Raw genomic sequence first — 24,604 nt, 5'->3', positions numbered from 1 at the left:
TCTCAGGCATAGGTCTGGCCGACGACGGTCTGGGCCGGCAGCGGGGATCCCTGGTAGACCCGGACTTCGGTCGCCATGCCGCCCAGGCCCGGCGCGCCGCCGTTGGACAGCCGCCGGAAGTCCCGGTTCTTGAACAGGTAGGTGTTGTAGGTGCGTCCGTGGCCGTCGGTCGCCGTGGGCGCGGACGGGTTGAACGGCGGCGCCGTGAACAGGACGTCACGCGCCTCGCCCGGGCCGATGTAGAGGGTGTTCGTCCAGTACGAGGTGTCCACGCCCGCGGGCGAGCGCCGCAGGGTCGCGTCCTCGCCGATCACCTTCATCGCGATGCCCGGCAGCTGCATCGCGTGCTGCTGGTAGCCGAGGTTGGCCAGCCGGAGCAGTGCCCGGTCGCCGGGATTGACCTGGATCAGGGCGGAGATCGGCTGGCTGGGCAGGGTCGGGTCGGCGTTGACCAGCACGGTCTGCGGATAGACCCGGCCGTTGAGGGTGAAGTACGCCGGGTCGTACTCGGTGGGGATGAACTCCTGGATCTGCTCGTCGGCCTCGTGCTGGCGCTCTTCGACCTCGTTGAGCAGGATGGCGAAGTGCCGGTCGTAGGCGGTGGAGCCGTCCTCGTCGTTGTAGGCGAAGGTCGTCGTCCGGTGCAGCGGGTCCCATCCGCTGTCACCGTCCTGGCTGGGCCGGACGAAGACGATGCCGGTCATGCCCATCTGCACGTGTTCGACGTCCTCGAAGTGGCAGTGATACATGTACGTGCCCGGGTTGTGCGGGCGGTAGAAGTAGGTGAACTGGCGCTCGATGGGCACCGCGACCGACATCTCCGGCACGCCGTCGAACAGTGCCGACGGGGTGCGGAAGCCGTGCCAGTGCACGGTGTGCGAGTCGGTCAGGTCGGGCCGTCCGACCAGGCCCAGGTTGGTCAGGGTCAGGTAGAGGTCGGTCTCCTGCCGCACGTCGAGGATCGGTGAGACATGCTGCGCCTTGCCCTTGTACGTGTTCGTCAGCTGGCCGACGGACATGGCCTGCGGCACGGGGATGAACCCGAAGATGTAGACGGGCGGGCGTCCGGGCAGCGTCATGTGGCCGTCGGTGGCGGCCAGCGCGATCCTGACCGGTGGGTTGGCCGCCGCCGCGGCCCGCGTCGGGGTCTGCCCGCCGAGGACGGTCCAGGCGCCGAACCCGCCGGCCGCAGTGGCCGCGGCGCCCAGTCCGATGGAGCGCAGCAGCTCCCGGCGCGTGGAGTCGGTCATGGTGTCTCTCCCTGGGTGCCCTGGGACGGGAGCTCGTCGGCCCCGAGGTCCAGGGGGGTGTTCTGTCGGGACTGCGAGCGCGGCTGCCCGTCGAAGTCGACGGTGGGCGCGAAGACGGTGGAGCTGTTGGTCGACGACGGGAAGTTCGAGTAGGTCGGGCCCCGGTTGACCGCGGGCGACCCCGCGGCGATGTGGTAGTCGCCCGGCACCCCGGTGGGCGGGTCGGCGGCGACGATGGTGACCGCCGCCATCTGCGGGTCGAGCCGCGAGCCGGCCACCTGGAGCTCGAGGGTGACGGGGTCGATGAACTGCGGGTCCTGGCCGGTGATGTTGCCCTGGCCGCCCGGCAGCGCGTGCAGCTGTCCGTCGGGACCGAGGATCTGGCCGTTGGTCAGCAGCGAATACCGCGGCCGGAACGTGTCGCCGGCGCTGGTCGTGCCGTGCACCTCGAAGTCGATGTAGCCGTGTGAGACGAGCGTGGCCCCAGGCCCTGGCTGGCTGAGCGTGAACGCCTCGTTGTTCCAGAAGATGTTGTCGAACAGGGCCGCCGGGTTGGAGAACTTCGGTGCGCCGCTGGGCAGGGTGGCCTGGAACAGCGGATCGTTCTTCTCCGCGGCGAGACCGGCCGAGTGCGGTGTCGCGTCGCAGGTCTCGCAGGAGGCGGTGGCCACGTTGTTCGCGATCGTGTTGTTGACGATCTGCACGTTGGCGGAGTCGTCCATCGTGATGGCTCCGCCGATGTCCGCCGACCCGTTGTCGACGATCATGTTGTTGCGGATGCGCACGCGCTCCTTCTGCGCGTCGTGCAGGAAGATGCCGCCGCCGTCGTCACCGGAGTAGTTGCCCTGGATCAGGTTGCGCTCGATGTCGACGGCTCCCGAGCCGTCGCCCAGCGGCGTGTTGCCGTTCGGCCCTGGCCGGGGCAGCTCCTGCGAGATCGCGATGCCCGCGCCCGAGTCGACCGACGCGTTGTAGTAGACCTGGTTGTCGTGGATGGACCCGCCTGGGCTGAGACCCCAGTGGGAGATGCCGGCGCCGTACTCCACGCCGAAGTTCGCGCAGAGGATGCTGTTGGCGATCTCGTAGTTGGATGATCCCCGGAAGATCCCGATGCCGCCGGAGCGGGTCAGGCCGCCGTTGCCGATGATCCGGTCGTAGAGGATCTTCACGCCGGTGTTGTGGCCGTCGGCATAGGGCTGTCCGAGACCGATGCCGCCCGCGAACACCCCGCCGTTGCTCTCCAGGACGTTGTTGGTCAGCTGCAGGTTGATCGCGTACGCCTGCAGCTGGATGCCGCCGGCGCCCTCACCTCGGCCCGTGGTGACACCGATGCCGTCGATGCGGGCCGGCCTGGAGCTGGTGGTGTAGTCGTCCTTCTTCCTGGCCACGACGGTGATGTCGGCGCCCGGCAGCACCGGGTGGCTCGCGTCGACGCCGGCCAGCGACCCGAGTGAGGCGACCGTGGCCTGCCACGCGGCCTTGTTGTCCTGGAAGAAGCGGCCGTCGATGACCGTGCCCTGGATGTTGAAGCGCGGGTCGTCGGGGCTGCGCTGCTGGAGCTCGCGGGCGCCCACGATGCCGCCGGGGCCGAGGCCCTGCAGCTTGAGCCGCTTCCACAGCACGACGTTCTCGCGGTACACGCCCGGCCTGAGCACGAGCAGGCTGCCCGGGGTCGCGGCGTTGATCGCGTTCTGGATCGCGTGCGGGTTCGTCGGTGGATCGACGTCGACCACCGGCGGTGCGTATTCGGACCCGGCGGTGTTGCCGAGGATGTGGAAGGTCAGCCCGTTTGTCGTGGACGCGCCAGCCGCCGTACGGATGGACAGCTGCTTGGGCCCGGGCCGGATCTGGCTCGACGACCCGCCCACCGCCGGGACCCGGATGGCGATCTGCCGGTCGGCCCAGCTGACGATGCCGCCGTTGGCGACGGTGAGCGTCCTGGTCTGCGCGGGCGTGGCGTCGGTGAGCAGCACACTGCCCGCGGCCGTGCCGAAGAAGTCGCCCTGGATGGTGATCAGCCGTGCCGCCGCGCTGTCGCCGGCGCTGATGTAGGGCTTGGAGACCTGCAGCAGCTCCGGCGTGTCGACGGCCAGCTCGCAGGCGGTGCCGGAGATCGGGTCGAGCGGTGTGTCGAGCTGGTTGGTCAGTCCCGGCCAGACGTCCCAGGCCAGCGATTCGGTCAGGTAGTTCGGCTTGTAGTTCGGGTTCGGGTGTGCCTTGTCGCCCGGGTCGTTGATCACCACGACGTACATGCCCGGGCAGGGCCCCTGCGGGATCGGGCAGTTGAACGTCTCGGTCGAGGGCAGGATCGCCTCGTAGGCACCGGACTCGGCGGTGGTCAGTGTGGTCAGTAGACGTCCGGCGTAGTCGCGCACACCGATGGGGATGTCGCCGATGGGGCGGGCTTCGCCGTACCAGATCGACTGCGGGTCGCGGTCGAAGTAGATGTCGTCGGTGACCAGGCCGACGATGCGGCCCGGCTCGGCGACGTCGGGGCCGCTGCGGAAGTTCGTCATCATGAAGAAGTCGGCGTTGGCGTTCTGCTTCTGCTGGAGCACGACCAGCCGCTTGTCACACAGCGGCTTCGACGGGCTCGGGTTCACGCCGAAGTAGACGCTGCGCTCGGTGAGGGTCGACTGGTCGATGACGTGCGCGTCGCCGGTGCACGGCGGCGGCGGGAGGTCCGGGGTGAACTGGGCGCCGAGATCGACGTTGACGTCCTCCTCCCGCACCGGCCGGTAGAGGCAGCCCTTGCCGCCCGCAGGCCCGGTCGGCCCGCTGATGTACTTGAAGCCGTCGGGGTTGGCCGGGTTGCAATCACGCGGGTCGGCAGCGTCCCGGGGCATCACGACATGCGTGATGTAGGTGCCCGCGACCAGCGGGACCGGCCCGGCTCCACCGGCGCACACCGTGTCGCCGCCGGCATCGAAGTGGTCAAAGCCGTCCGGGCAGTAGTCGGCGAAGGCGTAGCCGCCGTCGAAGGCGGCGTCCTTGGTCTCGTTGCCGGTGGTCGGCACCTCGATGCACTTCGCACCGATCTGCGGGTTGACGTCTCCGCCGATGTCGACACCTGTGGAGTCGCGGACGTCGCAGCCGGTCGAGGGCTGCCAGTGGTCGGTGACGTACTCGTTGAGGATCGGGTCGTCGGTCGTGTTCGGCAGGCCGTCGGGGCCCAGACCCTCGAGTCGTACGGTCACGTCGGGGATCGCCGGCTCGTAGTCCTCGTGTGCCTGGAACCGGGCGTCGAACTCGTTGCGCGTCGTCGCGAAGTAGGTGATGCCGACGATCTGACCCGGCTCGTCGTCGCCGTACTGGTACTTGCCCCAGTCGACCTCGGCGCGATGTCCCTCGGTCACGAGCTGGTTGGTCAGCAGGCCGCCGCCCTGCGCGGTGGGTACGTGCGTGGAGAGGCCGGGGTTGTACTCGTCGTGCACGGCGGCACCGGTCGTGCCGAAGCGGGTGAACCCGACCTCACCGACGAACCACTTGCCGAGCCCCCCGCCTTCGGCCTGCGGGTACTCGTAGTGCCCGCGCGCGTCGGTGACCGTGGCGTCCTTGATGGAGCCGTCGCGCCAGCGCTGGTCGACGTCGGTGTTGGGGATCGCCGCCTCGCAGGTGGAGACGGTGGCGGGGTCGGCGCAGTCGCGGATGCCGTTGCCCTGCGTGCCGGCGGGCAGCACGGTGCCGTCGGCCGCCACCCCGCTGTCCTTGTAGACATGCCCGTGCAGCCAGCCGAACCAGCGCGAGACCCCCACATCGCCGAGGTCGAGGCGCTGGCCGGCGGTCACGGTGACGGGCAGGAAGCGGATGATGTAGTTGAGCTGCTCGTCCCAGATCGACATGTTGTAGGTGCCGGCCGGAACGTTCGCGATGCTGAAGTTGCCGTCGGCGTCGCCCCGGCCGACGAAGACGGTGTTGTCGCTCGCGCTGTCGCTGAGGGCGAGGTACGCCTTCTCGACGGGCTCGCCCATCGTGAGGACCTCGAACGGCGGCCAGGCCTGCCAGTTGCGTGCCGTCCCGCTGATCGTGGCGGTGCCCGGTACGGCGAAGTCGGTGGCCGTGCACACGAAGCCGAACCAGTATGAGGTGCGCAGGTTCGCTGCCTCCCACAGCACCTCGCTGGGGGCGCCGTTGCCGTCGCTGCCCTCCTCGACGCCGGCCCGTACGCCGAACCCGCCCTCGAAGGTGCTGGTCTGCACCCACTTTCCGGCGCCGCCGGGTCCGCACCCGGTGTGCTCGGGCGGCGTCACGTAGACGAAGTACGACGCCGGACTTAGGTCGTCGATCTGGACCAGGCCGTCGGCGTCGGTCACGCAGTCGCCACCGCAGAGCGGTTTGTTGTGATAGTCCACCGAGACCTGCGCCTCGGTCTGCTCCTCGAGCGTGACGTGGAAGCCGCGCAGGCCCGCTTCCCCGGTGTCGGGTGCGCTGTTGGCCCACTGGTTGTCGTTGAAGACGAACACCTTGATCTTGCCTAGCGGCAGCGGGTGTGCCTCGCTCGCCTCGCGAAGGTCGATCCGCACCGTCCCGGCGTCGCGGGGCAGCGTGATGTGCCGACCCCACATCTTGTGATCGGCGGACCGGATCGAGATCAGGTATCGCCCGTCCGGCAGTTGGATCGTCGGGCGGTTCTGGTCACCCTCGGCGACGATCGGGGTGTTGCTCTCGGTCGGTGCGATGCCGGTACGCATTGACGGATCCGGGTCCGTCGGCAGCCGGCTGTTGTCGCGGTTGACGAGGTACTGGAACTCCGGCAGCGTCGCGCCCGACGCGAGGTCGTTCGCCTGGATCGTGACGGTGGACGACATCGCCTGCGCCTGGGCGCCGGCCGCAGGTGTCAGCAGCGGCAGCAACCCAGCCACGAGGAATGCGGCAACGGCACCCGCAGTCCGGCGCCCACGCCGTCGCAGCGAGCGCACTGCCGGCCCTGGCGCAGGCCCGATGCAGACGCCGGATCCCCGTGGAGCTGGCGGCTGCTCGGCATACACGATCAGGTCGGCCCACGCTCGCCACGGCACGGTTCGCCACGGACCCAGCCTGTCAACGCGCATCGAGCACCCTCCCGCGAATGCGGCAAATGTGGCGTTACACAGAGTAGTTCTGCGACTCCGTTATGTGAGTAACGACACCGCGTGAAAATGGCGAGCCGTGAGCCTCAACGCCGGTGTGGGCCCAGCCAGGCTGGTGCTTGGCTGGGCTGAGGCCTCGGCCAGACCGGTGCACATTGCGCCGCCGCCGGCAGAGCTGGGTGATCTCGCGATGCACAGTGGCCATCGACGCCGCTGCCGGGTCAGGTCTGTGGGCCCGTTGCCTCCGCGATGGGGCAGGCCAGGCGGGGCGGAGCGGTACGGGAGCTGGTCACCGGCCGTTGAGGGATTCGCGGATCTCGCGCATCTGGGCCGCCCAGGTGATGCGCGGCAGCGTGTACGACGAGGTCGGGAACTTCTCCGGCAGCGGCTGCGGCCGCCCGAACAGCCAGCCCTGCCCCAGCGACGCCCCCATCTGGATGGCGTTGGCCAGGTGACCCGCCGTCTCGATCCCCTCGGCGAGCACCGCCGCCCCGGTCCGTTCGACGTGGGCGCGCACCTCGGCGACGACCCTGTCGGCGACCTGGCTACCGGCGGCGTGGGTGATGCTGCGGTCGAGCTTGACCACGTCCGGCGAGGTCAGTGCCATGATGGACAGGCTCGCCTGGTGCACGCCGACGTCGTCGAGGGCGACCCGGCCGCCGCGCCGGCGGATCCAGTCGACCGCCGCGACCAGCTCGGCCTCGTCGCCTTCCAGGGCCCGTTCGGTCATCTCGAAGACCACCTGCAGCTCGCGCATCGCCGCGGTGACGTGCTCGACCACCGTCGGCGGCGGCGGGATCGACAGGGTCGCCGGTTCCACGTTCACGAACAGCGGCAGGTCGCGGGGCAGGTGCCCGGCGATCGCGGCGTGGCAGGCCGCGGCCCGGCAGATCCAGTCGAGCTCGGCCAGGCGCCCGGCGGCCATGGCATAGCGGAACAGCGCGGCGGGCAGGTGGAACACGCTGCCCGCCGGGCCGCGCGCGAGCGCCTCGTACGCGACGATGTCGCCGCTGGTCAGCTCCACGATCGGTTGGAACAGTGGGCGGATCTCGCCGTTGGTCAGCAGCGCGTCGAACGCAGCCCGCATCGGCTCGGAATCCTCGACGTCGACCATGACCGCCCCCTCCCGACCGGCTCGACGTACCCCGTCCGGTGCACGTACCCGGCCCGGTGGTGGCGTACTCCCGTCGATCATCGCTCCGGAACCTCACCAACCGCGCGAAAAGGCCGAATCTCGTCTAGCGGGGGCGCGTGTCGCGCCTCAGCCTGCCTTGAACACGTCATCGAGGAAGTCGGCCCCGGCCTCGATCAGGCCCCCGATGTCGTCGTGCCCGACGAAGCAGTGGTCGGCGCCCGGCACCGTGATCAGCTCGGCACGGACACCGTGCTCGCGCAGCACCCGCGTGAACCCCTCGCTCTGCGAGAACGGCAGCTGCGTGTCGGCGGTGCCGTGGATGCTCAGGAACGGCGGGGCGCCCGCGTGCACCCGCGACTGCGGGTTGCCCCAGCGCACGAACTCGCGGCGCCCCTTGATCGGGCCCCCGAACAGCACCGTGATCGGATCGGGGCCGCCCTCTTCGTCCTCCCTTTCGAACACTTCGAGGTCGACGGCGCCGTACCAGTTGATGACCGCCTGCAGCGCCGTGTCGCCCTCGCCGACCAGCCCCGCGAGCGCCACCAGGAACCCGCCCGCCGACTCGCCGAGGGCGGCGAACCGGTTCGGGTCCAGCTTGAGCTGGTCGGCGTAGTGCCGCAGCCAGCGGATGGCCGCCTGCACATCGACGAGCTGGGCCGGGAACTGCGCCTCCAGCGCCAGCCGGTAGTCGACGTCGGCCACGGCGTAGCCGCGGGCCAGCAGCCGCTCGTGGAACCGGTACGGCGCGACCGAGTCCGGCATCCAGACCCGGCTGCCGGTGAAGAAGCCGCCCCCGTGTACCCACAGCACCACGGGGAACGGGCCGTGACCGGCGGGCAGGTGCAGGTCGAGATGCAGCGGGCGGTAGCCGACGTGGTCGGCGACGGTGCAGTTGGCGTAGGTCACCGTCGGGCGCGGCGCGGGCGGCGGAATGAAGTCGGTCATCCGTACATGATCGTCCGCCGGTGCGACATGCGCACACCGCCCGCACAAGCGCGGGTACGCGCCGCCTGACGCGTTTTCGAGTACGTCAGGGGCGGAGGTCGTCGAGGAGGGCGAGGCCTTCGGGCCAGGAGGCGAGAGCGGAGTCGGCGTTGAGGTGGCCGCCGCCGGGCACCACCACCAGGCGCGAGCCCCACGCGGCGGCGAACTGCTCGCTGCGCGGTAGCGCGGCCCACGGGTCGTCGTCGCCCGCGACCACGATGGTCGGGAACGGCAGCGCAACCAGTGGCACGGGCCGGAAGTCGTACAGCGGCGGCACGTCGGCGGTGTCGATGTCGGCGGGCGCGACCAGCAGCGCTCCGGCGACCTTGGCGGTGTCGGCGCCGCCGGCGACCCAGTGCGCGACGGTGACGCACCCGAGGCTGTGCGCGGCGAGAAGCACCGGGCCGGACTCGGCCGCGATCGCGGCGTCGAGGGTACGCACCCAGTCGTCGACCCGCGGCGCGAACCAGTCGTCCTGCTCGACCCGGACAAAGCCGTGCTCGCTCTCCCACCGGCTCTGCCAGTGGGCGGGCCCGGAATTCTCGAAGCCGGGCAGGATCAGCACGTTCGTCACGCCAGGAGCTTAAGGGCCGACTCGCGGCCGATGCGGCGGACGGGTGGTCCGGTCAGCCGGCGACGCCCAGCGCTCCGGTGCGCAGCACATCGGTCGCCACGCTGAGCAGCCGGTGGCACAGGTCCGCCTCGTCCGCCCACGCCTGCTCCGCGTCGTCCTCGATCCGTGCGTCGAGGTGGGTGAACGGGCTGTCGTCGAGGACGCTGCCGCTGATCCAGTCGTGAGTCCGGGAGTCCACGTAGCGCAACGCGTACCCCAGCGCCACGCTCTCGATGCGCAGCCGTTGGGCGGAGACGATGGGACCGTGCTCGACCGATCCCGCGGCACCCCAGACGACCTGGTCGAACAGTTGCGGCAGCACGATCGTCGCCTGACCGGTCACGATGGCGATGACGTGGTCGAAGAGCGGCCGCCGATCAGGCAGCCCGTCGTAGCGCTGTTCGGTGACGGCGTCGTCAGGATGATCGGCCGGGGCGACGGTGCCGTGCACCGCGAGATACCGGGCGAAGGCGGCCAACCGTCGGTACTTGTCCGAGCCGTAGAAACCCAGTCGGGCGCCGAGCAGGCAAGGGTCGGTCGCCGGGGCCAGCGGTGGATCGATCTCGGCGAGCGCACGGGGTTCTCGATGCGCCGGTTTGCCGAGTTCGCGCAGGGTCGCGTTGACCTCGGCGAGAAGCCGTTCCCGGCGCTCCAGACCGCTCCCGTCCTCGGCGCACAGGAACAGCCCGACGTGCACGTCGAAAGCCACGGCGACGGACCCGGTCTCAGTAGCGGGCGGCGGCGAGCAGTTCGCGCAGCAGGTCCGCCAGGCGCCGCGCGTCGTCGGGCGCCAGTTTGGCCAGGATCTGCCGCTGCAGTTCCAGGCCCGCCGCCACGGCCTTGTCGACCGTGTCCTTTCCGGACGGCGTGAGCTGGGCCCGCAGCGAGCGGCGGTCGTCCAGGTTGGGCTGCCGCTCGATGAGCCCGGCCTTCTCCAGCCGGTCCAGCCGCCCGGTCATGCCGCCGGTGGTGAGCATGAGCGTGTCCGACAGCTGTTTGGGCGACAGGTTGTACGGCTCGCCGGAGCGGCGCAGGGTGGCCAGCACGTCGAACTCGGCGCGGGTGATGCCGAACGGCTGGTACACCCGCTCGACCCGCTCCCCCATCAGGGCGGCGATGCGGTAGACGCGGCCGAACAGCTCCATCGGCAGCAGGTCGCCCAGGTCCGGGCGCTCGGCGCGCCACTGGTCGCCGATCGCGTCCACGCCGTCCTGCTGCATACGGGTCAGTATGTCATGTCTCACAGCCCACTAACTAGCTTGACGCTAACTAGCTTAGTGCTAAGTTACTTAGACGCGAGTTACTGGGGAGGACTTCGTGAAACTGGTACTCGGAGAGTGGCCGTCAGTCGGAGCCGAACGATGAGGCTCCTACTCACCGCCCTGGCTCCACTGACCTGGGGCACCACCTACATCGTCACCACCGAGCTGCTGCCCGCCGACCGGCCGCTGCTGACCGGGGCGCTGCGAGCACTGCCGGCCGGGTTGCTGCTGCTCGCCGCGGTACGCACCGTGCCGCGCGGCTCCTGGTGGTGGCGGGCCGCCGCGCTCGGCACGCTCAACATCGGCGCCTTCTTTCCGCTGCTGTTCCTGGCCGCCTACCGGCTGCCCGGCGGGGTCGCCGCGGTGCTCGGCTCGGTGCAGCCACTGGTCGTCATCGGACTGTCCGCCGCACTGCTCGGCCACTCGGCCCGCCCCCGCGCCGTGGCGGCGGGGCTGATCGGCGTGGCCGGAGTCGCGCTGGTGGTGCTGCGGCCGCAGTCGGCCGGGTTCGACGCCCTGGGCCTGGTCGCCGGGCTGGTGGGCGCGGGCTCGATGGCCGCCGGAACGGTGCTGGGCAAGCGCTGGGGTAGGCCCGAAGGCGTCGGCCCGCTGACGCTGACCGCCTGGCAGCTCACCGTCGGCGGGCTGCTCATCACTCCGCTGGCCCTGGCCGTGGAGGGCCTGCCACCACGGCTCAGCCCGGTCAATCTGGCCGGATACGGCTACCTTGCGGCGGTCAACACGGCGCTGGCGTACTGGCTGTGGTGGCGCGGACTGGACCGCATCCCGGCCGCCTCGGCGGCGTTCCTCAGCCTGCTCAGCCCGGTGACCGCGGTGGCCGTCGGCTGGGCGGCGCTGGGCCAGTCGCTGACCCCGGTGCAGGTCACCGGAGTGGTGCTGGCGCTGGGCGCCACCGCCGCCGGAGTGGTCACCGCCGCCCGCCGCCAAGATCGGCCAAGTTGCCCGGCAATCGGGCACGGGACGAGCCCTGATACCCACGACTGCCCGGCAACTCAGGCGATCGTGGACCCGGCAACTCAGGCGATCCTGGACCCGGCAACTCAGGCGATCCTGGACGGTGCCGGTCAGGCGCGCGGTTCGAGTCCGGCCGCCCGGTACACCGCGTCGATGACGGCCATGTTGGCGACCGAATCCGAGGGCGGGGTCAGCACGGGCACCCCGCGCAGCACCGCGTCGGCGAACGCACGCAGCTGATGCGTGTACGTCGCCTCACCCGGCACCTTCTCCACCGTGCGCCGCCCATCGCGCACCAGCGTGAACCGGGGCCACACCGACGGCATCAGGTACATCGGGACGCGGATCGACCCGCGCTCGCCCTCGACCGACGCGGCGAAGCTGAGCAGCTTGGACGACCACATACTGGCCGTCATCTCCCCGGTGGCCCCGTCCTCGAATCGGAACGTCGCCGTCATCGCCCGGTCCACCCCGGGCGAGCGCAGCTTCGCCGACGCCGACACCACCTGCGGCTCGCCGCCGCCGAGCAGCCGCAGCACGTGGATCGCGTAGCAGCCGGCGTCCATCGTCGCGCCCCCGGCCAGGGCGAGGTTGTACCGGATGTCGCCGAAGCGGGGCAGCGGGAACGCCATCGCGGTGCGCACGTGCCGCACCGGGCCGATCGCGCCCTCGGCCAGCAACTGCTCGACGCGGCGGATCAGCGGGTGGTACCGGTAGTGGAAGGCTTCCATCACCACCAGGCCCGACCGGTCGGCAGCCGCCTGCACCTCGCGCGCCTGGTCGGCATTGGACGTCAGCGGCTTCTCGCAGAGCACGTGCTTGCCCGCCGCCAGCGCCCGCAGCGTCCACTCGGCGTGCAGGCCGTTGGGCAGCGGGATGTACACGGCGTCGAGGTCCGGGTCGGCCAGCAGCGTCGCGTAGTCGGGGTGGACCGTGGGCACGCCGTGCTTGGCGGCGAACTCGCGGGCCCGAGCCGGATCGCGGGCGGCCACCGCCGCCACGGTCGCCTCGGGCACTGCCCGCGCCGGGTTGACGATGCCGTTGCGGTTGATCCGGGCGGCGCCGAGCACCCCGATACGCAGCTGATCCATGGCGACAGCCTCGCAGGTCACCGTCGCTGCCGCCAGAACGGGGTCACCGACTCCTACCGACTTTTGAGCAAACACCCATAGGCTCGGGTGATGCAGAGCCGACGCCCCGTCGACGCCGCCCCACCGCGCTCCCCCGTGCCGGTGAGCGCCGAGGCCGAGCCCGCGCCGATCCCCTGGCACCGGCGGCATCCCCGCGCGCTGCTGGTCGCCGCCGCGGCGCTGGCGCTGCTGCTCACCGCGTTGGTGGCGTTCCAGTGGGGCGCATCCACATCGGACCTGCCCGCGGCGAGGCCGTCCCCGTCGAAGTCGCCCGAACGGCCGCCGACCATCGCCGAGATCCACAACGCGTTGCTGCCGTCGGTCGTTTCCGTCTACGTCCAGGCCAGGGACAAGGAGGGCAAGACCGAGAACGCCAGCGGCACCGGCGTGGTCGCCAACGCCGACGGCACCATCCTGACCGCGCTGCACGTGGTCCGCGGCGCGACCCTCATCGAAGTGGTGTTCGCCGACGGCACCCGGGCCAAGGCGGCGGTGGCCACCTCCGACCCCAGCCGCGACATCGCCGTGCTGATGCCCGCCGAACTGCCTGAGCTGCTGGTCCCGGCGGTGCTCGGCAGCGGCGGGGCCATCGGCGACACCGTCATCGCCATCGGCGACCAGCTCGGCCTGACCGGCTCCACCACCACCGGGGTGGTGTCGGGCCTCAACCGCTCCATCAAGACCGAGGACACCGGCGAGCTGGCCGGGCTGATCCAGTTCGACGCCGCGGTGAACCCGGGCAGCTCCGGCGGTCCGCTGGTCAACGACCGCGGCCAGACCATCGGCATCGTGGTCGCGCTGGCCAACCCGACCGACGCGGGCACCTTCATCGGCGTCGGCTTCGCCGTCCCGATCGCCGCCGCCGTGGCCGGTGGCAGCCGCCCGCCCCTGCTCTGACCCCCCCGACTCCCTGATCCGATGAGGACGGAAACACCCATGAACGCTGCCGCCCCCGGCCCGACCACCGTCGAACAGGTGCTCTACGAGGTCAAGAAGGTCATCGTCGGGCAGGACCTGCTGCTGGAGCGCCTGCTGGTCGCACTGCTGTCGCGCGGGCACCTCCTGGTCGAGGGCGTGCCCGGTCTGGCCAAGACACTGGCGGTCAAGTCGCTGGCGGAGGCGGTCGGCGGGCAGTTCCAGCGGGTGCAGTTCACCCCCGACCTGGTGCCGGCCGACATCGTCGGCACCCGGATCTACCACCAGCACAGCGGCGAGTTCCAGGTGTCGCTCGGGCCGGTGTTCACCAACCTGCTGCTGGCCGACGAGATCAACCGGGCTCCGGCGAAGGTGCAGAGCGCCCTGCTGGAGGTGATGCAGGAGCACCAGGTCACCATCGGCCGCGAGACGCACCGGGTGTCCGAGCCGTTCCTGGTGCTGGCCACGCAGAACCCGATCGAGTCCGACGGCACGTATCCACTGCCCGAGGCGCAGGTCGACCGGTTCATGATGAAGATCATCGTCGGGTATCCGAACCCGACCGAGGAGTTCGTCATCGTCGAGCGCGCGCTGGGCGCCACCGCCGCGATCCAGGCCATCACCGACCCCGAGCGGCTCATCGCGCTGCAACGGCAGGCCGACCGGGTCTACGTCGACCCCTCGCTCATCGAGTACGCGGTGCGCCTGGCCAACGCCACCCGCGAGCCCGCCCTGGTCGGCCTCGGCGACCTGGCCCGCTACGTCACGTTCGGGGCGAGCCCGCGTGCCTCGATCAACCTGGTGCTGGCCGCCCGCGCGCTGGCGTTCATCCGCGGCCGCGACTACGCCCTGGCACAGGACCTGATCGACCTGGCCCCGGACGTGTTCCGGCACCGGCTGATCCTGTCCTACGAGGCGCTGGCCGACGAGGTCAGTGCCGACTGGCTGCTCGACCGGATCCTGGCCGCGCTGCCGGTGCCGGTCCTGGCGCTGCAGGGGCGCTGATGACCGCAGCCTCTGATCGGTTGCTGCGGCGGCTGGAGTGGCAGGTGCTGCGCCGCCTCGACGGGCGGGTGCAGGGCGCGCACCGCACGCTGTGGCGCGGGGTCGGCATCGACGTCGCGGACCTGCGCGAATACACCCCCGAAGACGACGTACGGCACATCGACTGGAACGTGACCGCGCGGCTGGACGAGCCATACGTGCGGCGCTACACCGAGGACCGGGAGCTCACCGCCTGGCTGGTGCTGGACCGGTCGGCTTCGATGCGCGTCGGCGCGGCCGAGCACGGCAAGGACACCGTGCTACGGGACCTGGCGGTCTGCCTGGCCCGGCTGTTCACCGGCCAGGGCAACCCGGTCGGGGCGGTGCTGTTCGACAACGCCTCGCAGCGCGTCATTCCGCCGCGTACGGGCCGTACCCAGGCGCTGCGGGTGGCCCACGAGCTCGACCGCGCCGCGCCCCCCACCGGCGCGACCACCGACCTGGCCGCGATGCTGCGCCTGGCCGCGACCACCGCCCGGCGGCGCAGCCTGGTGCTGGTCCTGTCGGACTTCATCGGCGACCCGGGCTGGGACCGCGCCCTGGCCCTGCTCGCCCACCGGCACGAGGTGGTCGCGGTGCGCATCGTCGACCCGGCCGAGCTGGAACTGCCCGACCTGGGGCTGGTGCTGGTCGAGGACGCCGAGACCGGCGAGCAGCTGCTGCTGGACACCGGAGACCCGCTGCTGCGGCAGCGCTTCGCCGAACAGGCCCAGGCCCGGGAGGCCGAACTGGACGCCGCGCTGCGGCGCGGGGCGGTCACCGCGCACCGGGTCGACACCGACGAGGACCTGGTCACCGCACTGATCGAGATGGTATGGCGATCGAAGCGCAGGCGCCGATGACCATCATGTACCCGCTGATCGCCGTCGCCGCCGCGCTGGTCACCGTGGTGGCCGTGGTCGCCTACGTCCGCGTGCAGCGGCAGCGCGCGCAACGCGTCCGGGCCACCGGCTACGGCCTGTACGGCACCGGCCGCCGCGCCGCCACGCGCCGCCACGCGCCGTACGCGCTGTTCCTGGCCGCGCTGCTGCTGCTGCTGTTCGCGCTGGCCCGCCCGCAGGCCGAACTGCCCATCCCGCACCTGTCCAGCACGGTGGTGCTGGTCTTCGACGTGTCCAACAGCATGGCCGCCGCCGACGTCGCCCCGTCGCGGCTGGCCGCGGCGCAGGCCGCCGCCACCGATTTCGTGCAGGCCCAGCCGGACACCGTCGACGTCGGCGTGGTCATCTTCGGCCAGGGTGGCCTGATCACCCTGCCGCCCAGCGCCCGTCACGACGCCGCCGTCTACGCCATCTCCCGGCTCACCACCAGCGGCGGCACCTCGCTTACCCAGGCCATCCTGACCGCGCTGGGCGCCATCGTGGGCCGCCCGGTCGCGCTGCCCACCGACGAGACCCCGGCACCCGACCTCGGCTACTGGGGTTCGGCCACGATCGTGCTGTTCTCCGACGGCCAGGACACGCCCGGACCGGGCACCGACGTGGCGTCGGCCGCGCAGCTCGCCGCCGACGCCGGAGTGCACATCGAGACCGTCGGCATCGGCACCGCCGAGGGCACCACCATCGAGGTCGACGGCTACCAGGTCGCCACCGCCCTGGACGAGCAGACGCTGACCGGCATCGCCGCGATCACCGGCGGCTCATACCACCCGGCCGCCGACAGCGCGTCCCTGCACGACCTGTCGGACTCGATCGACCTGCGCGTGTCCACCCATCCCGAACAGGTGGAACTGACCGCCCTGCTCGCCGGGGCGGCGCTGCTGCTGCTCCTGGCCGGGGCCCTGCTGATGATCCGCTGGCACGGAAGGATCGTCTGATGGCGCTCACCTGGCCCTGGGCCCTGGCCGCGCTGCTGGCCGTGCCGCTACTGCTGCTCGCCCGGTGGCTGCTGCAGCGGCGGCGCAGGCGGCTGGCCGTACGGGTGTCGAGTCTGGCGCTCATCCGCGCGGCCGTGCCCGGACCGTCGGCGTGGCGGCGCCGCATCCCGGTCGCGCTGTTCCTGGCCGCCCTGGCGCTGCTGGGCCTCGGCGTGGCCCGCCCGCACGCCTCGATGCTGGTGCCCACCAGCTCCACCTCGATCGTGCTGGCCATCGACGTGTCGCAGTCGATGTGCTCCACCGACGTGCCGCCCAACCGGATGACCGCCGCCCGCGAGGCCGCGCGTGAGTTCGTGCTCGCGCAGGACGACGGCACCCGGATCGGCCTGGTCGCCTTCTCCGGCATCTCCGGCCTGCTGGTCGAGCCGACCACCGACAAGCAGGTGCTGCTCGACGCGATCGACACCCTGCGCACCGCGCGCGGCACCGCCATCGGCCAGGCGATCCTGACCGCCATCGACGCCATCGCCGAGTCCAACCCGGACGTGCTGCCCACGGGCGTCGAGCTGCCCGACCCGGGCGACCTCACCGGGCAGTACGCGCCGGACACCATCGTGGTGCTCACCGACGGCGCCAACACCCAGGGCGTCACCCCGCAGACCGCCGCCGAGCAGGCCAAGGCCCGGCGAATCCGGATCTACACCATCGGGTTCGGCACCACCGAGCCGGCGCCGATCGTGTGCAGCGTCGACCAGATCGACCAGGGCACCATCATCCGCCCGCCGGACGGCCGGTTCGGCGGCGGTGGCGGCGGACGCCGCGCCCAGCTCATCGACGAGGAGACGCTGACGGCCGTCGCCGACAGCACCGGCGGGAAGTACTTCCGGGCCGAGGACGCCGAGCAGCTCGGCAAGGTGCTGGGCGACCTGCCGAGCACCATCGTCACCCAGCGCCGCGACGTGGAGCTGACCGTGTGGTTCGTGCTGGCGGCCGCGCTGCTGGCATTCGCCGCGGTCGGGTTGTCGCTGCGCTGGAACCGCACCTGAGCCGTCGCCCCGGTCGGTCCGCGCGGCCGACCGGGGCGGATCCGGCCGGTGGGCTCGAATTTCCGCGGTAGTGGGTCACCACCACAGGTTGATGACAGCGCGGTCCGGCCCGGCTACGTTCTGCGGATGCGCTGGCGGCGGATAGGCGATGGCATCGTGGTGTCGTGGCTGCTGGTGGCTGCCTTGTGGATGGCCGAGAACTGGACCACCAGCGACGGAGGCCGCTGGACCCGCCTGGACACCCTCGGCGTCGTGCTGATCGTCGCGTTCGTGGGCCCGCTGTACGTACGCACCTACGCCCCGGTCGCCATGCTGCTGGTCAGCGTCGTCGCCTCCACCGTCTACCTGAGCGCCGGCTACTACCACTCCGTGGTGACGTTCACGCTGGCCCTGGCCGTCTTCACCGTGGCCGAGCTGCGCCCGCGCCGGCAGTCCGTGGGCGCCGCCGTGCTGGCCATGGCCACGCTGGTCTGGGCACAGCGCATGGTCGTCCCGGATCGGCGCGTGCTCGGCGCCCTGATCGCCGTGTTCATGGTGCTGGTGGCGTGGGTGTTCGGCGACAACGCCCACCGCCTGGCCGAGCGCGGCCGCCAGCTCGCCGACCTGACCGCGCGGCTGCGCCGCGAGCAGCAGGAGCGCGCCCACCAAGCGGTCTCGAACGAGCAGGGCCGCATCGCCCGCGAACTGCACGACGTCGTCGCCCACCACATGTCCGTGATCTCGGTACAGGCCGGGCTCGGCCGGTATGTGCTCGGCACCGACCCCGACACCGCCCGCCGGTCGTTGGAGGTCATCGCCGACACCGCCCACGAGGCGCTGAGTGAGATGCGTCGGATGCTCGCGGTGCTGCGGGTGTCGACCCAGGACACGCCGTTCGACGCCGCCCCGGCCCTGGACCGGCTGCCGCAGCTGCTGGAGCGGGTGCGGGCGGCCGGGGCGACGGTGGAGCTGGTGGTGGAGGGCGACGAGATGCCGCTGCCGCCGGGGTTGGGTCTGTGCGTGTACCGGGTGATCCAGGAGTCGCTGACCAACGTGCTCAAACATGCCGACCCGCCGGAGGCGACGGTGACCGTACGCTGGTCGCCGCAGCGGCTGGCGGTGCTGGTCGTCGACGAGGGTCGGCGTCCGCCGGCACCGTCCGAACCGGATACCGTGCAGCACGGTCTGATCGGCATGCGCGAGCGGGCGCGGATCTACGGCGGCGTGCTGTCGACCGGTCCACGCCCCGAGGGGGGTTTCATGGTGTCGCTGTCCTTGCCACTGCAGGAGCGTGGTGATGATTGACGTGCTGGTCGTCGACGACCAGGTGCTGATCCGGGCGGGCCTGGTCGCCATGATCAAGGCGACGCCGGGGCTGTCCGCCGTCGGCGAGGCCGCCAGCGGCGAGGAGGCCGTGGCGCTGGCCGCGCGGGTGCGGCCGGATGTGATCCTGATGGACATCCGGATGCCGGGCCTGAGCGGGATCGCCGCGACCGAGCAGATCCTGCAGGAGGCCGACGGCGATCCGCCGAAGGTGCTCATCCTCACCACGTTCGACCTGGACGAGTACGTGTACGCGGCGCTGCGGGCCGGGGCCAGCGGGTTCCTGCTCAAGGACACCAGCCCGGAGCGGCTGTTCGCGGCGATCACCGCGATCGCGGGCGGCGACATGCTGTTCACCCCCTCGGTGGTACGGCGACTGATCGAGGCGCACGTCGCCTCGTCCACGCCCGGCACGGTCGCGCCGGACCTGGCCGTGCTGACCGGCCGGGAGCTGGACGTGCTGCGGCTGGTGGCGCGCGGGCTGTCCAACGCCGAGATCGCCGGGGAGCTGTTCCTGAGCGAGGCGACGGTCAAGACGCACCTGAACCGGCTGATGTCGAAGCTGTCCCTGTCCAGCCGCGCCCAGGCGGTGGTGGTGGCGTACGAGACCGGGCTGGTGACGCCGGGCGCCGCCCGTTCGTGAACCCCGCACCTACCGCGCTGGTTGTAGGCCGCCTACCGCGCTGGTTGTAGGCGACAACCGTTCTCGGGAACCATGGTGCGGACAGCGTCGACCTGACAGGATGGAGTCCGGCCGCTACCGCCGGTTCCATCGACGGTGGCGGCGATCGGGGGCGTGCGGGCACCCGGTCAGCCCGAACCGCAGCCCGGCGACGGGAAGCGGCACGGACCGACCGGTGCCCGCACGAGCGCCGATCATCTTCGAGCTCCGACCGGCCGCAGCAGCGAAGTGAGCTGCTCGATGTCGTTGAGCGCGACCATTTCCGGTGGCACTTCCTCTCCGTCTGCCGCTGCGGCTCCGCGCGGTCCCGTCCCGTCCCGGCCCCGCGCCGCGCCCGGCACGGCACGGAACCGGGACGGACGCGCCCCCGTCGTCCCCAGCGCCGCCGCATCACCGCCGACCCGTGCGGACCCGACGGCGGCGACAGGGCGGGCTGCCCCATGGGGTACGGCGAAGCCGCGCGACCGACGCGGCGAGCGGTGCCGCATCCGGACGATGCGACGGCAGGCACGAAAGCGCCTATTCGTACATGCCGCCGCTTTCCCCTCGTCCCGGCCACCCTACGATCGCCGCTCAGGCAGGCACATCTACCGATGGATTGACGCCCACCTACACCTCACGGATGACGCGTCCGCAATGGATGGACGGCACCTGCCGCACCTGACCCGCCTGCGGACAGCGTGCCGCAGTTTCGGGGAAAGTGCTGAAATCTTGGACGTCTTTCGTGCAGTTTCCCCGAAACTGCACATCCGCAGCCCGGCGCCCGGCGAGGTCGCGGGGCGGGCGCGGCGGTCAGGGTGACGGGGTGGCGAGGAGGCGGGTCAGGAGGGACTTGAGGGTGGCACGTTCCTCGCGGTCGAGGTCGGTCAGGAACTCCTCGGCGGCCGCCTGGGCGGCGGTGACGCCGTCGGCGAGGGCCTGGCGCCCGCCTGGGGTCAATTCGACGGCGTAGGCGCGCCGGTCGCCCTGCGCGGGGCGCCGTCGCGCGTAGCCGAGGCGCTCCAGTTCGTCGACGGTGCGGACCATGGCCGACTTGTCGCTGCCGAGCTGGTCGATCAGGCCGCGCTGGCTCATCGGGCCGAGCCGGGCCAGGGTGTGCAGCACGCCGAAGTGCGGCGGCTCGATGCCCAACGGCAGCAGCGCCTGGCCGAACACGCGCGAGGCCCGCCGGTGCGCCCGGCGCAGGAGCAGGCCGACGACGTAATCGGTGGGATCCCCGATGGGCGTGGTCACGGAGCCCCACTATAGTCGTCGCCGAACAGTTTCATTTGAGATTATCTCCTAAGGGATTAACCCTTAGGGGAACCGCGTCCCTCACCCCCCAGGAGCCTCTGGTGCCCCCACGCTGGCCCGTATGGCCGTTCCGGCTGCTCATCACCATCGCCGCCATCCTGCTGCTGCTCCAGGCCGTGCTCGCGGGCCAGTTCCTGTCCGGCATCTACGCCTCCCTGGCCGCCCACGCCGCCAACGCGACCCTCGCCGGGTTCACCGTGCTGGTCGCCGCGTTCGCCGCCATCCTGCTGCGCTGGCCCGGACGCGGCCCGTGGTGGCCCGCGCTCGCCACGTTCGGCCTGTTCCTGTTGACCGGCTTCCAGATCGGCATGGGGTACGCGCGGCTGCTGGCCGTACACATCCCGCTTGGTGTGTCCGTGATCGCACTCGCCGGGTTCCTGACCGGCTGGAGCTGGCGCTACCGCCCCGCCCGCGCGGTCACCACCGCCCGACCGGCCGCCGAGGTCGCGGCATGAGCGGCGGAGTCACCCGCCGCCGGGTGCTCGGCGCGATCGGCGTCACCGGCGCGGCAACCGCCGTCGGCGTGCCCTGGCTGTCCGGCATCGGCGGCGCCAGCTCCACCGGGGTGCAGCTGCGCAGCGAAACGACGCTGCCCGAGCCGTACACCCAGGCGCTCCGGCGTCCGACGCAGCTCGCGCCGACCCGCAGCGACGCCACCACCGACTACTACGAGGTCACCCAGCGCGTCGCCCGCGTCCGCATCCTGCCCGGCCTCGACACGACCGTCTGGGCATACCAGGGCAGCTTCCCCGGGCCCACCATCCGGTCCAGGCGCGGCCGCACGACCGTGGTGCGCCACCGCAACGAGCTGCCCGTGCCCACCGTCGTCCACCTGCACGGCGGCCGCACTCCGGCCCAGCACGACGGCTACCCGGTCGACCTGATCATGCCCGCCGACGGCAGCCTGCCCCACCCGCACGGCGACCACGTCGGGGACGTCCGCCACGGCGAGCGCGACTACATCTACCCGATGGACCAGCGCGCCGCGACGTTGTGGTACCACGACCACCGCATGGACTTCACCGGCCCGGCGGTCTGGCGCGGCCTGGCCGGCTTCCACCTGCACACCGACGAGGAGGAGCAGCGGCTGCCGCTGCCGACCGGCGACCGCGACCTGCCGCTGCTGCTCGCCGACCGGGCGTTCACCGCCGACGGCTCGCTCGCCTACCCCAGCCTCGACCCGACCCTGCTGACCACGCCCGGGGTGCGCGGCGACCACGTCGCCGGGGTGCTCGGCGATGTGGTCCTGGTCAACGGCGTGCCGTGGCCGCAGGCCGAGGTGCCCGGCGCGCGGCACCGGCTGCGGCTGCTCAACGGCGCCAACGCGCGCCGTTTCCGGGTCGCGCTGCACCCGGCCCCGCCCGGCGGCGGCGGGCTCGTGCAGATCGGCACCGACCAGGGACTGCTCGCCGCGCCCGTGCCGCACGACGCGATCGAACTGGCTCCTGGCCAGCGCTTCGACGTGGTCGTCGACTTCGCCCGGTATCCGGCCGGGACGCTGGTCGAGCTGGTCAACGAGTTCGGTGACGGCCGCACCGAGCAGGTCATGCGGTTCAAAGTCGGCGAACGGGTCGACGACCCCACGTCGATTCCGGAGGTGTTGAGCGAGGTGGCGCCGCTGCGGGCGGCGGACGCGGTGGTGACCCGGACCATGCGGTTCGGGGCGGGCAACGTCGTCAACAGCGTCGGGGACCACGTCTCCGGCTGGAAGATCAACGGACTGGGGTTCAGCCCGGACGCGGTGCACGCGGCGCCGAAACTGGGCACGGTCGAGGTGTGGCAGCTGGTGTCCGACCTGCACCACCCGGTGCACCTGCACCTGGCCCCGTTCCAGGTGCTGCGGCGTGGCAACGGCGGCCCCGGGCCGTACGACCTGGGCTGGAAGGACACCGTCGACCTGCGCCCGGCGGAGCTGGTCGAGATCGCGGCCCGCTTCGACGGCTACCCCGGCCGGTACGTCTTCCACTGCCACAACCTCGAACACGAGGACATGGCCATGATGGGCAACATGGTCGTCTCCTGATCCGGCCGGCGAGCTCTGCTCGCCGGCCGCAAAGGTCCGCCGGTGCCGGGGCTCAATCCGTCCGTCGGCCTGGCGGACGTCCGTGCCGACTCCCGGCGCTCGACCATCCCGGTCGCTGACCGTTCACGAAGCCGGGGCGGCCCGCCGCTCGGTCAGCTTCGACGCCGCGAATGTTTCGAACAGATGGCTCGCAATCAGGGAAATCCCGGATATGGGGCCTTGACCGACCCCCGCACACTGGCCGGATGGGCAATGAGATCACCAACGGTGAGATCGTCGTGTCCGGCCTCACGAAGCATTACAAGCAGGTCAAGGCCGTGGACGGGCTGTCGTTCACCGTCAAGCCCGGTCGCGTGACCGGCTTCCTGGGGCCGAACGGCGCTGGCAAGACCACCACTCTGCGAATGATTCTGAACCTGGTCGCCCCGACCGCAGGTGCGGCGACGATCGGCGGCGCACGCTACGCCGACCTGTCCGAGCCGCTGCGCGCCGTGGGCGCCGTGCTCGAGGCGTCCAGCGCGCACAAGGGCCGGACCGGACGCAACCACCTGCGCGTCATCTGCGCCGCGGCCGGTCTGCCCGGCTCGCGCGCCGACGAGGTGCTGGAACGGGTCGGGCTGACCTCGGCCGCCAAGCGGAAGTTCAAAGGCTATTCCCTGGGTATGAAGCAGCGCCTGGGCATCGCCGCCGCCCTGATCGGCGACCCGAAGGTGCTCATCCTGGACGAACCGGCCAACGGCCTGGACCCCGAGGGCATCCGCTGGATGCGCGACCTGCTGCAGAAGCTCGCGGGTGAGGGACGCACCGTCCTGGTCTCCAGCCACCTGCTGTCGGAGATGGAACTGCTCGCCGACGACGTCGTCATCATCGCCGCCGGAAGGCTGGTCGCCCAGGGCACGGTCGAGGAGGTGATCGGACAGGCGGGCAGCGTGGATACGGTGCGCGTACGGACGCCCCACCCGGACACCCTGCTCGGCGCCCTGGACGGCGCCACCGGGCAGCCCGGAGAGGACGGCACGCTGCTGCTGACCGGTGTCACCGCCGAGCAGGTCGGCGACGCCGCGCTGCGCGCCGGGGTCGCCATCCACGAGCTGGTCACCGAACGCCCCGACCTGGAGCGCGTCTTCCTCGACCTGACGGCGGGCAAGGAGGGAATCCGGTGAACCTCATCCGCAGCGAGTTCCTCAAGATCCGCACCACCAACGTGTGGTGGCTGTTCTCGATCGGCGCGCTCGGCCTGCTCGTGCTGTCCTTCGCGCTCAACGCTTTCCAGATGCACTTCACGGTGCTGGACCCGCCGCCCGAGATGACCACCGGCGGGAACCCCGAGACGGGCGCGCAGCTGGCGGCGCTGGCCAAGCCGGTCGCGCTGACCTCGTACATGGTCACCTCGGGTCAGTACTTCGGGATGATGTTCGTGATGCTCATCGGCATCATCACGGTGACCAACGAGTTCTACCACCAGACCGCGACCACGACGTTCCTGGCCACCCCGCACCGCAGCGCGGTGATCCTGGCCAAGGCCGCCGTCGGCGGCTTCTTCGGCATCGTGCTGTGGCTGGTCACCACAGCGCTGACCATCCCGGCCACGATCGTGTTCGTCAACGCCGAGGGCGTCACCCCGGCCCTGGGCGACTGGGAGGTCATCCGGGCGATCCTGCTCAACGGCCTGGCGTACGCACTGTGGGCGCTGATCGGCATCGGCATCGGGGTGCTCATCCGCAGCCAGATCGGCGCCACCATCACCGCGATGGTCGTCTACACGGTCGGCACCATCGCCGTCTCGATCATCATCAACGTGCTGTACAACCTGCTGCACTGGGACTGGGTGAACAACATCCAGTGGGCCATGCCGTCGCTGGCGTCGAACCTCATGACCAGCGGCACCGATCTGCCCGGCCAACCGCACTACTGGGTCGGCGCGCTTATCCTGCTCGCCTGGGCCCTGGTCACCGGCCTCATCGGCACCCTGCTGACGCGTACCCGCGACGTGTCCTGAACAGACGGGGGAGGGGGGGGGGCCCCGGTCGGGGCCCCGCCCCCCACCCGCGGAACCCCCCCCCCC

Annotated in this window: 20 protein-coding genes and 1 pseudogene; 12 read left to right on the top strand and 9 right to left on the bottom strand. The window is 71.3% G+C overall.

What is annotated here, in order from left to right:
* Positions 1-2: 2 nt before the first annotated feature.
* From KUA19_RS27475 to KUA19_RS27445, 7 genes are all read right to left on the bottom strand, one after another.
* Positions 3-1,250 carry a multicopper oxidase domain-containing protein gene (locus KUA19_RS27475; RefSeq protein ID WP_217400532.1) on the bottom strand — a complete coding sequence of 416 codons (1,248 nt, stop codon included), beginning with the start codon at positions 1,248-1,250 and terminating at the stop codon, positions 3-5.
* Entirely contained in the window at positions 1,247-6,112 is a 4,866-nt protein-coding gene (locus KUA19_RS27470; RefSeq protein ID WP_217400531.1) for a right-handed parallel beta-helix repeat-containing protein, read from the bottom strand. Before KUA19_RS27470 ends, KUA19_RS27475 begins: the two co-directional genes overlap by 4 nt.
* 496 nt (positions 6,113-6,608) lie before the next feature.
* Complete coding sequence (locus tag KUA19_RS27465) at positions 6,609-7,433, bottom strand: EAL domain-containing protein (protein ID WP_217400530.1); 825 nt, start codon at positions 7,431-7,433, stop codon at positions 6,609-6,611.
* 147 nt (positions 7,434-7,580) lie between these two features.
* Positions 7,581-8,399, bottom strand: a complete 819-nt coding sequence (locus KUA19_RS27460) for an alpha/beta hydrolase (protein ID WP_217400529.1) — start codon at positions 8,397-8,399, stop codon at positions 7,581-7,583.
* 85 nt (positions 8,400-8,484) lie between these two features.
* On the bottom strand, positions 8,485-9,012 hold the full coding sequence (locus tag KUA19_RS27455; RefSeq protein WP_217400527.1) for an RBBP9/YdeN family alpha/beta hydrolase: 528 nt from the start codon (positions 9,010-9,012) through the stop codon (positions 8,485-8,487).
* A gap of 52 nt (positions 9,013-9,064) precedes the next feature.
* Entirely contained in the window at positions 9,065-9,760 is a 696-nt protein-coding gene (locus KUA19_RS27450) for a putative DNA-mimic protein (RefSeq protein WP_217400525.1), read from the bottom strand.
* Positions 9,761-9,776: 16 nt separating this feature from the next.
* Positions 9,777-10,271, bottom strand: coding sequence for a MarR family winged helix-turn-helix transcriptional regulator (locus KUA19_RS27445; RefSeq protein WP_217400523.1), 495 nt, complete (start codon positions 10,269-10,271; stop codon positions 9,777-9,779).
* A 141-nt stretch (positions 10,272-10,412) separates the two neighbouring features.
* On the opposite strand from KUA19_RS27445, the gene KUA19_RS27440 reads away from it, so the two are divergent.
* Positions 10,413-11,528, top strand: a complete 1,116-nt coding sequence (locus tag KUA19_RS27440; protein WP_217400521.1) for an EamA family transporter — start codon at positions 10,413-10,415, stop codon at positions 11,526-11,528.
* On the opposite strand, the pseudogene KUA19_RS27435 reads toward KUA19_RS27440, so the two are convergent.
* Positions 11,480-12,379: pseudogene (locus KUA19_RS27435) on the bottom strand (Gfo/Idh/MocA family protein); the annotation flags it as partial. The gene KUA19_RS27440 and the pseudogene KUA19_RS27435 sit on opposite strands and share 49 nt — an antisense overlap.
* Before the next feature lie 90 nt (positions 12,380-12,469).
* Between KUA19_RS27435 and KUA19_RS27430 the strand changes: the two are divergent.
* The 7 genes from KUA19_RS27430 to KUA19_RS27400 all read left to right on the top strand — a co-directional run bounded on the left by KUA19_RS27430 (position 12,470) and on the right by KUA19_RS27400 (position 19,184).
* The gene (locus tag KUA19_RS27430) at positions 12,470-13,315 is read left to right on the top strand and encodes a S1C family serine protease (RefSeq protein ID WP_217400519.1); all 846 of its coding nucleotides are present in this window, start codon (positions 12,470-12,472) and stop codon (positions 13,313-13,315) included.
* Between the two features lie 39 nt (positions 13,316-13,354).
* Positions 13,355-14,338: an AAA family ATPase gene (locus KUA19_RS27425; protein ID WP_254550193.1), complete on the top strand. Its 984-nt coding sequence runs from the start codon at positions 13,355-13,357 to the stop codon at positions 14,336-14,338.
* A complete protein-coding gene (locus tag KUA19_RS27420) occupies positions 14,338-15,219 on the top strand; it encodes a DUF58 domain-containing protein (protein WP_217400515.1) in 882 nt (293 codons plus the stop codon). Before KUA19_RS27425 ends, KUA19_RS27420 begins: the two co-directional genes overlap by 1 nt.
* Positions 15,192-16,193 carry a VWA domain-containing protein gene (locus tag KUA19_RS27415; RefSeq protein ID WP_254550192.1) on the top strand — a complete coding sequence of 334 codons (1,002 nt, stop codon included), beginning with the start codon at positions 15,192-15,194 and terminating at the stop codon, positions 16,191-16,193. Before KUA19_RS27420 ends, KUA19_RS27415 begins: the two co-directional genes overlap by 28 nt.
* Positions 16,193-17,239 (top strand): VWA domain-containing protein, encoded by a 1,047-nt coding sequence (locus KUA19_RS27410; RefSeq protein ID WP_217400514.1) that lies wholly within the window; start codon positions 16,193-16,195, stop codon positions 17,237-17,239. Before KUA19_RS27415 ends, KUA19_RS27410 begins: the two co-directional genes overlap by 1 nt.
* Before the next feature lie 126 nt (positions 17,240-17,365).
* On the top strand, positions 17,366-18,523 hold the full coding sequence (locus KUA19_RS27405; RefSeq protein WP_217400513.1) for a sensor histidine kinase: 1,158 nt from the start codon (positions 17,366-17,368) through the stop codon (positions 18,521-18,523).
* Positions 18,516-19,184, top strand: coding sequence for a response regulator (locus KUA19_RS27400; protein WP_217400512.1), 669 nt, complete (start codon positions 18,516-18,518; stop codon positions 19,182-19,184). Before KUA19_RS27405 ends, KUA19_RS27400 begins: the two co-directional genes overlap by 8 nt.
* 831 nt (positions 19,185-20,015) lie before the next feature.
* Here the strand turns inward: KUA19_RS27400 and KUA19_RS43170 are convergent.
* Positions 20,016-20,456 carry a MarR family winged helix-turn-helix transcriptional regulator gene (locus tag KUA19_RS43170; protein WP_217400511.1) on the bottom strand — a complete coding sequence of 147 codons (441 nt, stop codon included), beginning with the start codon at positions 20,454-20,456 and terminating at the stop codon, positions 20,016-20,018.
* Between the two features lie 101 nt (positions 20,457-20,557).
* Here KUA19_RS43170 and KUA19_RS27390 point away from each other — a divergent pair, with 101 nt between their 5' ends.
* The 4 genes from KUA19_RS27390 (at position 20,558) to KUA19_RS27375 (ending at position 24,538) form a co-directional block, all read left to right on the top strand.
* Positions 20,558-20,971 carry a hypothetical protein gene (locus KUA19_RS27390; protein ID WP_217400510.1) on the top strand — a complete coding sequence of 138 codons (414 nt, stop codon included), beginning with the start codon at positions 20,558-20,560 and terminating at the stop codon, positions 20,969-20,971.
* Positions 20,968-22,539, top strand: a complete 1,572-nt coding sequence (locus KUA19_RS27385; RefSeq protein WP_217400509.1) for a multicopper oxidase family protein — start codon at positions 20,968-20,970, stop codon at positions 22,537-22,539. Before KUA19_RS27390 ends, KUA19_RS27385 begins: the two co-directional genes overlap by 4 nt.
* A gap of 245 nt (positions 22,540-22,784) precedes the next feature.
* The gene (locus KUA19_RS27380; protein WP_217400507.1) at positions 22,785-23,702 is read left to right on the top strand and encodes an ABC transporter ATP-binding protein; all 918 of its coding nucleotides are present in this window, start codon (positions 22,785-22,787) and stop codon (positions 23,700-23,702) included.
* Positions 23,699-24,538: an ABC transporter permease gene (locus tag KUA19_RS27375; RefSeq protein WP_217400505.1), complete on the top strand. Its 840-nt coding sequence runs from the start codon at positions 23,699-23,701 to the stop codon at positions 24,536-24,538. The genes KUA19_RS27380 and KUA19_RS27375 overlap by 4 nt, the downstream gene beginning before the upstream one ends.
* Positions 24,539-24,604: the final 66 nt, after the last annotated feature.

The sequence above is a fragment of the Catellatospora tritici genome (assembly GCF_019083965.1).
Lineage (GTDB): Bacteria > Actinomycetota > Actinomycetes > Mycobacteriales > Micromonosporaceae > Catellatospora > Catellatospora tritici.
The sequence above is the reverse complement of the archived record's forward strand: the minus strand, read 5'-3'. Positions and strand labels throughout refer to the sequence as shown.

Coding starts and splice junctions, on each gene's coding strand:
- KUA19_RS27475 (WP_217400532.1), bottom strand. CDS start 1,250: ATGACCGACTCCACGCGCCGGGAGCTGCTGCGCTCCATCGGACTGGGC.
- KUA19_RS27465 (WP_217400530.1), bottom strand. CDS start 7,433: ATGGTCGACGTCGAGGATTCCGAGCCGATGCGGGCTGCGTTCGACGCG.
- KUA19_RS27460 (WP_217400529.1), bottom strand. CDS start 8,399: ATGACCGACTTCATTCCGCCGCCCGCGCCGCGCCCGACGGTGACCTAC.
- KUA19_RS27445 (WP_217400523.1), bottom strand. CDS start 10,271: ATGCAGCAGGACGGCGTGGACGCGATCGGCGACCAGTGGCGCGCCGAG.
- KUA19_RS27440 (WP_217400521.1), top strand. CDS start 10,413: ATGAGGCTCCTACTCACCGCCCTGGCTCCACTGACCTGGGGCACCACC.
- KUA19_RS27430 (WP_217400519.1), top strand. CDS start 12,470: ATGCAGAGCCGACGCCCCGTCGACGCCGCCCCACCGCGCTCCCCCGTG.
- KUA19_RS27425 (WP_254550193.1), top strand. CDS start 13,355: ATGAACGCTGCCGCCCCCGGCCCGACCACCGTCGAACAGGTGCTCTAC.
- KUA19_RS27420 (WP_217400515.1), top strand. CDS start 14,338: ATGACCGCAGCCTCTGATCGGTTGCTGCGGCGGCTGGAGTGGCAGGTG.
- KUA19_RS27415 (WP_254550192.1), top strand. CDS start 15,192: ATGGCGATCGAAGCGCAGGCGCCGATGACCATCATGTACCCGCTGATC.
- KUA19_RS27410 (WP_217400514.1), top strand. CDS start 16,193: ATGGCGCTCACCTGGCCCTGGGCCCTGGCCGCGCTGCTGGCCGTGCCG.
- KUA19_RS27405 (WP_217400513.1), top strand. CDS start 17,366: ATGCGCTGGCGGCGGATAGGCGATGGCATCGTGGTGTCGTGGCTGCTG.
- KUA19_RS27400 (WP_217400512.1), top strand. CDS start 18,516: ATGATTGACGTGCTGGTCGTCGACGACCAGGTGCTGATCCGGGCGGGC.
- KUA19_RS27385 (WP_217400509.1), top strand. CDS start 20,968: ATGAGCGGCGGAGTCACCCGCCGCCGGGTGCTCGGCGCGATCGGCGTC.
- KUA19_RS27380 (WP_217400507.1), top strand. CDS start 22,785: ATGGGCAATGAGATCACCAACGGTGAGATCGTCGTGTCCGGCCTCACG.